The following is a 10,730-nucleotide window of genomic DNA, read 5'->3' as shown; positions in this document are numbered from 1 at the left end:
TCTCTTTCCCTTCTACCACAATCGTGGCATCAAGGAAGTCGAGACTGGCTTTCAGGAAATCCACACCAACCTTGTCTTTCGACTCTCGCAAAAAGACATTCAGTTCATCCTGGTGAACAATGTGTTTCAGATAAGAGACGACAAACTTAGGTATATACTTCGACTGCTTCGGAGCTTTCTCCCGAAGAATTCTGTCAATGTCAATCAAAAACAAAGAGTCATCAGCCATTCTTCTTTACAATGAAATGAGTGCGCAAAATTAATTCATCTTTTTTATTAATTGCAAACATTTAACCGAAAACTGCACCCAAAATCTATCAAAACTCACATAAAACCTATCAATTGATAGTTTTTCCCCCTAATAATGTCTGTTTTCGGTCGGCCCAAGCCAAAGAAGTTTCGTAAACTTGCACAAGAAATCACCTGAAAGAACAAGTAAAAACCAAAACAAAGCACATTTTATGAACAGCATCGCATTTCAAAACGACTTAGTAGGAATACAAGACGAGCTCTTGCGCTTTGCATACAAACTGACTGCCGACCGCGAGGAGGCAAACGACTTGCTGCAGGAGACATCGCTCAAAGCACTCGACAATAAGGACAAATACATGCCCGACACTAATTTTAAGGGTTGGATATATACGATAATGCGGAACATCTTCATCAACAACTACCGCAAAGTGGTGCGCGACCAGACATTCGTGGATCAGACTGACCAGCTCTACCACCTCAACCTGCCGCGCGACACAGCCTTCGAAAGCACCGAAGCCGCCTACGACCTGAAGGAAATGCACCGCATCGTCAACACGCTGCCACGCGAGTACAAGCTCCCCTTCTCCATGCATGTAGCAGGGTTCAAGTACCGCGAGATAGCCGAAAAACTGAACCTGCCGCTTGGCACAGTGAAGAGCCGTATCTTCTTCACCCGCAAAAAGCTTCAGCAGGACCTCAAGGACTTTGTCTGATTTCCCAATCTTTCTCCATACATATTCAAGTTTGGCCGGCTCGCCCATGGCAACAAACCGGGCGGGCCGACTGGCCAAACAACACATTTAGCAACAGCCAACGCCAGGCACAGCCTGCAAATGAAATAACCATCGTAAATTTTAGTTGTGTCGACAAGAAGAGCTAAGCGGAACATACTCCACTTAAGCTCTTCTTTCTTTTTTCCCCCACTTTACGCCACTCCCCAACAGCCATCCGCACAATGCCCTAACCCACAGATTGCCCACCAGTAAAGGGATACAGCATATTCTTCATTCTCAAACGGATAAGTCATCAACAGGGTGTTGAAAACTTCTTATAAAGATTTTGGTTAAAACATTGTGGGGAATTGTGGGGAATTGTGTACTTTTACAGTCGCTTATTATAATAAGGTAGATATGATACGTTTCTTAGGCAACATCGAGGCTAAAGCAGACGTTAAAGGAAGAGTCTTTATCCCTGCTGGTTTCAGGAAGCAGCTTCAGGCCGCTTCCGAAGAACGGCTCGTGTTGCGCAAAGACGTCTATCAGGACTGCCTGGTGCTCTACCCCGAAAGCGTGTGGTTCAGCACCCAGAACCAGCTCCGCCAGCGGCTGAACAAGTGGAACGCACGACAACAGGCCATCTTCCGCCAGTTCGTCAGCGATGCCGAAATCGTAGTGCCCGACGGAAACGGACGCATCCTGATTCCTAAACGCTACCTGCAAATGGCAGGCATACAAAGCGATGTGCGCTTCATCGGCATGGACAACACCATTGAAATCTGGGCGAAGGAACGGGCCGAACAGCCCTTCATGTCGCCCGAAGAGTTCAGCCAGGCCTTGCAGGAAGTACTGGGCGACGAAGCCTGCCTGCCGGAAGACGCAATCGAAAGCCAATACCAGAACCCAATGCCCTGAAAGCACACCAACCCAAAGCAAAGGAGAAAAAGAAATGGCAAATGAAGAACAGACATATCACATACCGGTACTGCTGAAACCCAGCGTAGACGGAATGAACATACGCCCCGACGGAACGTATGTCGACGTTACATTCGGCGGAGGCGGACACTCGCGCGAAATACTTTCGCGACTGGGCGAGGGCGGCCGTCTGCTGAGTTTCGACCAGGACGAAGACGCCGAGCGCAACATTGTGGACAATCCGCACTTCACGTTCGTGCGTAGCAACTTCCGCTATCTGCACAACTTTCTGCGCTATCATGGCATTGAGCAAGTGGATGCGATATTGGCCGACTTGGGCGTATCCTCCCACCACTTTGACGACAGCGAACGGGGCTTTTCCTTCCGCTTCGACGGGGCTTTGGATATGCGCATGAATAAACGGGCCGGACTGACCGCCGCCGACATTGTCAACACCTACGACGAAGAACGCCTGGCCAACATCTTCTACCTGTATGGCGAACTGAAGAACAGCCGCAAGCTGGCATCAGTCCTCGTCAAGGCACGCAGCACACAGGCTGTCTCGACCATCGGCGAGTTTCTCGACATTGTCAAGCCTCTCTTCGGACGGGAACGCGAGAAGAAAGAACTGGCTAAAGTCTTTCAGGCACTACGCATCGAGGTCAATCAGGAAATGGAAGCACTGAAAGAGATGCTCTACGCAGCTACCGAAGCCCTGCGCCCCGGAGGAAGGCTCGTAGTCATCACCTATCACTCGCTGGAAGACCGCATGGTGAAAAACATCATGAAGACCGGCAACGTCGAAGGCAAAGCCGAGAAAGACTTCTTCGGCAACGTGAAGACTCCGTTCCGTCTGGTCAACAACAAAGTGATTGTCCCCGACGATGACGAAATAGAACGCAACCCGCGCTCAAGAAGCGCCAAGCTGCGAATTGCAGAAAAGACCGATAATGCCGATAACAAATAGAAAGGAGTAATTATGGGCAACAACGAACATACAGAAGAAAAGAAGAACGAAAAGATAAGAAGACGCACTGCCTGGAAGAACATCATCGGAGGCGACATTCTGGCTGCTGACTTCTTCCGCCGCCAGAGCAAGCTGATTGTGCTCATCATGGTGCTTGTCATCTTCTATATCCACAACCGATACGCCGCTCAACAACAGCTGATAGAGATTGACCGGCTGAAGAAAGAACTGATCGACATCAAATACGATGCATTGACACGCAGTTCTGAGTTGCTGGAAAGAAGCCGACAGTCGAAAATCGAAGAATACATCGCCACCAAAGAAAGCGACCTGCAGACTTCGACCAATCCGCCATACCTGATAAAGAACAAATAAACATATTCCATTTGAACGATAAAAACTAAACAACATTGGCTGTCAATAAACGAAACATAATGACCCGTTACTTCTTCGTCATGCTCATCATGGGTGTGATAGGAGTATTTATTATTGCCAAAGGCGCCATCATCATGTTCGCCGAGAGGCAATACTGGCAGGATGTGGCCGACCGCTTCGTCAAAGAGAACGTCACCATCAAGCCCAACCGCGGAAACATTCTCTCCGCCGACGGCAAACTGATGGCCAGTTCGCTTCCCGAATACAAGATTTTCATGGACTTCATGACGGGCGAACGCGACGAGAAGCGCAGAAAGAAAGAACAGCACCGCAAAGATTCTGTCTGGAATGCCAACCTCGATTCCATCTGCATCGGGCTGAACAAAATATTCCCGGAGTACTCTGTCGCCACGTTTAAAGCCCATCTGAAGAAAGGGCGCAAGATGAAAAGCCGCAACTATAACATCCTGCCCAGCCGAAGCCGCCGTATTTCGTACATCCAGTACAAGGAAGCCAAAAGGTTGCCTGTATTCAAGATGAACAAATACAAGGGAGGTTTCCACGAACAGATATTCAACCAGCGCAAGAAACCTTTCGGTTCGCTGGCAGCCCGAACTTTGGGTGACCTTTACGCCGACACGGCTCAGGGAGCAAAGAACGGAATCGAGCTGGCTTTCGATACCCTGCTGAAAGGACGCAACGGTATCACACACCGCCAGAAAGTGATGAACAAGTACCTGAACATCGTCGACCTGCCGCCGGTAGACGGATGCGACATTATCTCGACCATTGATGTCGATATGCAGGATATTTGCGAGAAAGCACTGGTTGATAAACTGAAGGAACTCAACGCCAGTGTAGGTGTAGCCGTACTGATGGAAGTGCAGACAGGCGAAGTAAAAGCCATCGTCAACATGATGAAAGCCGGCGACGGCAATTACTACGAAATGCGCAACAACGCCATCAGCGACATGCTCGAACCGGGCTCTACCTTCAAGACAGCCTCCATTATGGTGGCCCTTGAAGACGGAAAGATTACGCCCGACACCGAAGTAGATACCGGCAATGGTGTTATGAACATGTACGGCAGCAAAATGAAAGACCACAACTGGCATCGCGGAGGATATGGAAAGATCAACGTCACACGCATACTGGAAGTATCGTCCAACGTAGGTGTATCGTACCTGATAGACAAGTACTACAAGGACGACCCTCAGAAGTATGTGGACGGGCTGAAGCGTATGAGCCTCGACCAGCCCCTGCATTTGCAGATACCCGGCGAGGGAAAGCCAAACATAAAAGGTCCCAAAGAACGCTACTTTGCCAAGACTACCCTGCCTTGGATGAGCATCGGTTACGAGACACAGCTTCCACCGCTCAATACCCTGACGTTCTACAATGCCATTGCCAATAACGGCGTAATGGTACGCCCCAAGTTTGTCAAGGCAGCCGTAAAGGACGGAGAAGTTGTCCAAGAGTACCCAACCGAAGTCATCAATCCGAAAATCTGCTCCGACCATACCCTCACGCAAATTCGTGAGATTCTGCGGAAAGTCGTTTCGGAAGGACTGGCCAAACCGGCAGGAAGCAAACAGTTCTCAGTATCAGGGAAAACAGGAACCGCACAGATTTCGCAAGGCGCAGCCGGATACAAGACCGGACGCACCAACTATCTGGTAAGTTTCTGCGGATACTTCCCCTCGGAAGCACCGAAGTATAGCTGCATCGTCGCCATACAGAAGTCCGGACTACCGGCCTCGGGAGGTTTGATGGCGGGCAGTGTTTTCAGCAAGATAGCCGAAAGGGTATATGCCAAGAACCTGCGCTTCGACCTGAGCAACGCAATAGACAGTACCACAAACGTGATTCCCCCGGTCAAAGCCGGCGACTTGCGTGAAGCCTCGTACGTACTGAACAGCCTGAATGTACCCGTTCAGGGCGAGGTAACCGACGGAAAGAAAGGCACCGACGTATGGGGACACACTCAGGCAGCTCCCAGCGCCGTTATCCTGCAAAGCCAGGAGATAGCAGACAATACCGTGCCCAGCGTCATCGGAATGGGAGCCAAGGATGCGGTCTACTTGCTGGAGAAACAGGGGCTGAAGGTAAGAATCAGCGGAGTGGGACGAGTGAAGCGGCAGTCCATTGCAGGCGGAAGTCGTGTCGTGAAAGGTCAGACCATCCTGCTGACCATGCACAACTAAGCATTCCGGAACTTCAGGCAAAGCTAACTGCCTGGAGAACCGAAACAACAAAGAGAAAAGACAATATATATAATAAGGTATAGAATAAACAAGCTAACGGGAAACAACCCGTTATCCGTTATCAGAACAAAAGACATGAAACTGAACGAATTGCTTAAGACGATACAACCGATACAGATTATCGGAAGTACGGAGACGGAAATAAACGGAGTAAACATCGATTCAAGACAGATAGCCGACGGACACCTGTTCATGGCCATGCACGGCACACAGACCGACGGGCATGCCTATATTCCGGCCGCCATCGAGAAGGGAGCCGTCGCCATCCTGTGCGAAGACCTGCCCGATGAACGCAAGGAAGACATCACTTACATACAGGTGAAAGACAGCGAAGAAGCTGTCGGCAAGGTTGCCACCCTGTTCTACGGCGACCCGACCTCGAAACTGGAGCTGGTAGGCGTAACCGGTACCAACGGAAAGACCACCATCGCTACCTTATTATATCACACCTTCCGTTACTTCGGTTATAAGGTGGGACTGATATCGACCGTGTGCAACTACATCGACGACCGTGCCGTGCCCACCGAACATACAACCCCCGACCCCATCACACTGAACCGTCTGCTGGGCGAGATGGCCGACAGCGGCTGCAAGTATGCCTTCATGGAGGTAAGCTCGCACTCCATTGCACAGAAACGCATCAGTGGATTGCGCTTTGCCGGAGGAATCTTCACGAACCTGACGCGCGACCATCTGGATTACCACAAGACAGTGGAGAACTACCTCAAAGCCAAAAAGAAATTCTTCGACGACATGCCCAAAGGCGCATTCAGCCTGACCAACTTGGACGACAAGAACGGCCTGGTGATGACACAGAACACGCGCTCGCAGGTGTACACCTATTCGTTGCGCAGCCTGAGCGACTTCAAAGGCCGCGTACTGGAGTCACACTTCGAAGGCATGCTGCTCGACTTCAATAACCACGAAGTAGCCGTTCACTTCATCGGACGCTTCAATGCCTCCAACCTGCTGGCCGTATTCGGCGCTGCCGTATTGCTGGGCAAGAAGGAAGAAGACGTACTGGTGGCCCTGAGCACCCTGCATCCGGTGGCCGGACGCTTCGACGCGGTACGCTCGCCCAAAGGTTTCACCGCCATCGTGGACTATGCCCACACGCCTGATGCACTGGTCAACGTGCTGAACGCCATCCACGGCGTACTGGAAGGCAAAGGAAAAGTAATCACCGTAGTAGGTGCCGGCGGCAACCGCGATAAAGGCAAACGGCCCATCATGGCCAAGGAATCGGCCCGACTGAGCGACCGTGTTATCATCACCAGCGACAATCCCCGCTTCGAAGAACCGCAGGACATCATCAACGACATGCTGGCCGGACTCGACAAGGACGACATGCAGAAAACCATCAGCATCGTCGACCGCCGCGACGCCATCAAGACGGCCTGCATGCTGGCACAACCGGGCGACGTCATCCTCATCGCCGGCAAGGGACACGAAAACTATCAGGAAGTGAAGGGCGTAAAGCATCACTTCGACGATAAGGAGGAAGTAACCCGAATCATGAACGGCGAGTAAAGCATCTCCCTCCTGCCCCTCTCCGAAGGAGAAAGGAAACGGAGGCCAGCTTCGAAAAACGAACAATGGGAAACTTTGGTAAATGTAGAAACTGATAAACTAAAAGACTGATATGCTGTATTATTTATTCCAATGGCTGGACAAATACGACTTCCCCGGCGCGGGTATGTTCGGCTACACGTCGTTCCGCTCGCTGATGGCTGTCATTCTGGCCCTGCTCATTTCGAGTATCTGGGGTGACAAGTTCATCGACCTGCTGAAGCGGAAACAAATCACCGAAACACAGCGCGATGCCAGCATCGACCCCTTTGGCGTGAACAAAGTGGGTGTGCCGAGCATGGGAGGCGTCATCATCATCTTTGCCATACTTATCCCCTGCCTGCTGCTGGGCAGACTGGAGAACATCTACATGGTGCTGATGCTGATTACGACCGTATGGCTGGGTTCGCTCGGATTTGCCGACGACTACATCAAGATTTTCAAGAAAGACAAGGAAGGCCTGCACGGCAAGTTCAAGATCATCGGTCAGGTAGGTCTGGGCCTCATCGTGGGACTGACACTGTACCTGAGCCCGCAAGTGGTGATACGCGAGAACATTGAAATCCCCCAGCCCGACGGACAGGTAGAAGTGGTGCATGCCGCCAAAGAGATAAAGGCGACGCAGACCACCATTCCCTTCTTCAAGAGCAACAACTTAGACTATGCCGACCTGATGGGCTTCATGGGCAAACATGCGCAGACGGCGGGATGGGTGCTGTTCGTGCTGGTCACCATCTTCGTTGTGACGGCTGTGAGCAACGGTGCCAACCTGAACGACGGCATGGACGGCATGGCAGCCGGAAACTCGGCCATTATCGGCGTGACGCTGGGCATATTGGCTTACGTATCGAGCCACATTGAGTACGCCGGCTACCTGAACATCATGTACATACCGGGCTCGGAAGAACTGGTTATCTTCATCTGCGCCTTTATCGGTGCGCTGATAGGCTTCCTGTGGTACAACGCCTATCCGGCACAGGTCTTCATGGGCGATACCGGCAGTCTGACCATCGGCGGCATCATCGCCGTGTTTGCCATCATCATCCACAAGGAACTGCTTATCCCGATTCTGTGCGGCGTGTTCCTGGTCGAGAATCTTTCCGTCATTCTGCAGCGCGTCTACTACAAAATGGGCAAACGGAAGGGAGTGAAACAACGCCTCTTCAAGCGTACGCCCATCCACGACCACTTCCGCACCAGCATGAGTCTGGTAGAACCGGGATGCAGCGTAGTCTTCAAGAGCCCCGAAAAGCTGTTCCATGAATCGAAGATCACCGTCCGCTTCTGGATTGTAACCATCGTGCTGGCAGCCATCACCATCATTACACTGAAGATAAGATAAAAGGCCTCTCCCCCAACCCCTCCCCCAAAGGGAGGGGAGAAGGTGACTGAGAGACAGAAAAAACAAAAACTGAACATTAGAAGAACAAGATATGAAACAGGAAAGTAATTGTACAGACAGAAGTAACTCTACCGCCCTCCCTGCCGGGGAGGAAAAGGAAAAGAGAACTCGGATTGTAGTTTTAGGAGCCGGCGAAAGCGGCGCAGGTGCTGCCGTACTGGCCAAAGTGAAGGGACTGGATACGTTTGTTTCCGACATGTCCGCGATCAAAGACAAATACAAGGAGCTGCTGAACAAGTACGACATTGCCTGGGAAGAAGGACACCACACGGAGGAGCTGATTCTGAACGCAGACGAAGTGGTGAAAAGCCCCGGCATCCCCAACGACGCCCCCCTGATTCTGAAACTGAAGGAAAAAGGCATCCCCGTCATCTCCGAAATAGAATTTGCCGGACGTTATACCGATGCCAAAATGATTTGTATCACCGGTTCGAACGGTAAGACCACGACCACCTCGCTCATCTATCACATCTTCAAGAGCGCAGGACTGAACGTCGGTCTGGCCGGAAACATCGGAAACAGCCTGGCCCTGCAGGTAGCCACCGAGCAGCACGACTATTACGTCATTGAGCTGAGCAGCTTCCAGCTGGACAACATGTACAAGTTCCGCGCCAACATCGCCGTGCTGATGAACATCACCCCCGACCATCTGGACCGCTACGACCACTGCATGCAGAATTACGTCGATGCCAAATTCCGCATCACGCAGAACCAGACGCCCGACGATGCCTTCGTCTTCTGGAACGACGACCCCATCATCAAGCGCGAACTGGCCAAGCACGGACTGAAAGCACATCTGTACCCCTTCTCGGCCGTCAAGGAAGAAGGAGCCATCGCCTACGTGGAAGACGGCGAAGTAGAGATAAACGCTCCCATCGCCTTCAACATGGAGCAGGAAGAACTGGCGCTGCGCGGCACGCACAACCTGTACAACTCGCTGGCAGCCGGTATCTCGGCCAATCTGGCGGGCATCAAGAAGGAATACATCCGCAAGGCATTGTCCGACTTCAAGGGCGTGGAGCACCGGCTCGAAAAAGTCTGCGACGTGCGCGGCGTACACTTCATCAACGACTCGAAGGCCACCAACGTCAACTCCTGCTGGTATGCCCTGCAGAGCATGACCACGAAGACCGTCCTCATCCTGGGCGGCAAGGACAAGGGCAACGACTATACCGAAATCGAAGACTTAGTACGCGAGAAGTGTTCGGCATTAGTCTATTTAGGACTGCACAACGAGAAGCTGCACGCCTTCTTCGACCGTCTGGGTCTGCCCGTAGCCGACGTGCAGACGGGCATGAAAGATGCCGTCGAAGCCGCCTTCCGCCTGGCCAAGAAAGGTGAAACCGTACTGCTGAGCCCCTGCTGCGCCTCGTTCGACCTCTTCAAGAGCTACGAAGACCGCGGCGACCAGTTCAAGAAGTACGTCCGCGAACTGTAATCCCCGAACATGCGTCCCACACCGGCTGAAGGGTGCCCGCCGGCATCCTCCGGAAGGACTGCCGGACATGCGTTTGCAGGACACTTGCACGGCTCGTGAGAGACACTTGTACGGCTCGCGAGAGACACTTGCACGGCTCGCGAGTAACACTTGAGAGACACTTGCACGGCTCGCGAGCCACACTTGCACGGCTCAGCACCCCTGCCAGACGCCTTCTGAGAGGCCTCAAAAGCCACCCGGAGCAACAACGAAACTTTAGAAACCATATAACTCAATTATCGACTAACGTGGATTTACTAAAAAGCATATTCAAAGGAGACAAGGTCATCTGGATGATCTTCCTCTGTCTTTGTCTCATCTCCATCATCGAAGTGTTCAGTGCCGCCAGCACGCTGACCTACAAAAGCGGCGACCACTGGGCACCCATCACGCAGCACAGCATCCTGCTGATGGTGGGAGCAGTCATCGTGGTACTGGTTCACAACATTCCCTACAAGTGGTTCCAGGTATTCCCCGTATTTCTGCTGCCGCTCTCCATCGGGTTGCTGGCCTTCGTCATGCTGATGGGTTTCGTCACGGGCGACCGCGTCAACGGTGCCGCCCGCTGGATGACGTTCATGGGCATCCAGTTCCAGCCTTCGGAGATAGCCAAGATGGCCGTGGTCATCGTCACCGCTTTCATCCTGTCGAAGGGTCAGGACGAAAACGGAGCCAGCCCGAAGGCCTTCAAGCGAATCATGATTATCACGTGCATCGTGTGCGGCCTCATCCTGCCCGAGAACTACTCCACGGGGATGCTGCTCTTCGGCACCGTCTATCTGATGATGTTCAT

At 52.2% G+C, this 10,730-nt stretch carries 9 protein-coding genes and 1 pseudogene; 9 read left to right on the top strand and 1 reads right to left on the bottom strand.

The window, feature by feature from the left end; translation table 11 throughout:
* Window positions 1–229 (bottom strand): annotated as a pseudogene (locus QVP67_RS06640) (glycerol acyltransferase); the annotation flags it as partial.
* 232 nt (window positions 230–461) lie between these two features.
* Here QVP67_RS06640 and QVP67_RS06635 point away from each other — a divergent pair.
* From QVP67_RS06635 to QVP67_RS06595, 9 genes are all read left to right on the top strand, one after another.
* Window positions 462–965: an RNA polymerase sigma factor gene (locus QVP67_RS06635; protein WP_022162788.1), complete on the top strand. Its 504-nt coding sequence runs from the start codon at window positions 462–464 to the stop codon at window positions 963–965.
* Between the two features lie 417 nt (window positions 966–1,382).
* Window positions 1,383–1,883: a division/cell wall cluster transcriptional repressor MraZ gene (mraZ, locus tag QVP67_RS06630; RefSeq protein ID WP_288179978.1), complete on the top strand. Its 501-nt coding sequence runs from the start codon at window positions 1,383–1,385 to the stop codon at window positions 1,881–1,883.
* A gap of 34 nt (window positions 1,884–1,917) precedes the next feature.
* On the top strand, window positions 1,918–2,850 hold the full coding sequence (gene rsmH, locus QVP67_RS06625; RefSeq protein ID WP_022162786.1) for a 16S rRNA (cytosine(1402)-N(4))-methyltransferase RsmH: 933 nt from the start codon (window positions 1,918–1,920) through the stop codon (window positions 2,848–2,850).
* Window positions 2,851–2,862: 12 nt separating this feature from the next.
* On the top strand, window positions 2,863–3,225 hold the full coding sequence (locus QVP67_RS06620) for an FtsL-like putative cell division protein (RefSeq protein ID WP_022162785.1): 363 nt from the start codon (window positions 2,863–2,865) through the stop codon (window positions 3,223–3,225).
* Window positions 3,226–3,284: 59 nt separating this feature from the next.
* Window positions 3,285–5,429 (top strand): penicillin-binding protein, encoded by a 2,145-nt coding sequence (locus tag QVP67_RS06615; RefSeq protein ID WP_071148404.1) that lies wholly within the window; start codon window positions 3,285–3,287, stop codon window positions 5,427–5,429.
* Window positions 5,430–5,564: 135 nt separating this feature from the next.
* Window positions 5,565–7,019, top strand: a complete 1,455-nt coding sequence (locus tag QVP67_RS06610; protein WP_022162783.1) for a UDP-N-acetylmuramoyl-L-alanyl-D-glutamate--2,6-diaminopimelate ligase — start codon at window positions 5,565–5,567, stop codon at window positions 7,017–7,019.
* A gap of 112 nt (window positions 7,020–7,131) precedes the next feature.
* Entirely contained in the window at window positions 7,132–8,400 is a 1,269-nt protein-coding gene (gene mraY, locus QVP67_RS06605; RefSeq protein WP_022162782.1) for a phospho-N-acetylmuramoyl-pentapeptide-transferase, read from the top strand.
* Window positions 8,401–8,491: 91 nt separating this feature from the next.
* Complete coding sequence (gene murD / locus QVP67_RS06600) at window positions 8,492–9,898, top strand: UDP-N-acetylmuramoyl-L-alanine--D-glutamate ligase (protein ID WP_022162781.1); 1,407 nt, start codon at window positions 8,492–8,494, stop codon at window positions 9,896–9,898.
* 287 nt (window positions 9,899–10,185) lie between these two features.
* Window positions 10,186–10,730: FtsW/RodA/SpoVE family cell cycle protein (locus QVP67_RS06595; protein ID WP_288179977.1), on the top strand; the 545-nt coding region annotated here is incomplete at its 3' end.

It is taken from the genome of Bacteroides sp. CAG:633, assembly GCF_000435115.1.
GTDB classification, from domain to species: Bacteria; Bacteroidota; Bacteroidia; order Bacteroidales; family Bacteroidaceae; genus Bacteroides; species Bacteroides ndongoniae.
Note: the sequence above shows the minus strand (reverse complement) of the source record. Positions and strands in the feature narration are given on the sequence as shown.

What these genes read in the sequence shown, in the direction of transcription:
- QVP67_RS06635 (WP_022162788.1), top strand. Translation starts at nt 462, where the DNA reads ATGAACAGCATCGCATTTCAAAACGACTTAGTAGGAATACAAGACGAG.
- mraZ (WP_288179978.1), top strand. Translation starts at nt 1,383, where the DNA reads ATGATACGTTTCTTAGGCAACATCGAGGCTAAAGCAGACGTTAAAGGA.
- rsmH (WP_022162786.1), top strand. Translation starts at nt 1,918, where the DNA reads ATGGCAAATGAAGAACAGACATATCACATACCGGTACTGCTGAAACCC.
- QVP67_RS06620 (WP_022162785.1), top strand. Translation starts at nt 2,863, where the DNA reads ATGGGCAACAACGAACATACAGAAGAAAAGAAGAACGAAAAGATAAGA.
- QVP67_RS06615 (WP_071148404.1), top strand. Translation starts at nt 3,285, where the DNA reads ATGACCCGTTACTTCTTCGTCATGCTCATCATGGGTGTGATAGGAGTA.
- QVP67_RS06610 (WP_022162783.1), top strand. Translation starts at nt 5,565, where the DNA reads ATGAAACTGAACGAATTGCTTAAGACGATACAACCGATACAGATTATC.
- mraY (WP_022162782.1), top strand. Translation starts at nt 7,132, where the DNA reads ATGCTGTATTATTTATTCCAATGGCTGGACAAATACGACTTCCCCGGC.
- murD (WP_022162781.1), top strand. Translation starts at nt 8,492, where the DNA reads ATGAAACAGGAAAGTAATTGTACAGACAGAAGTAACTCTACCGCCCTC.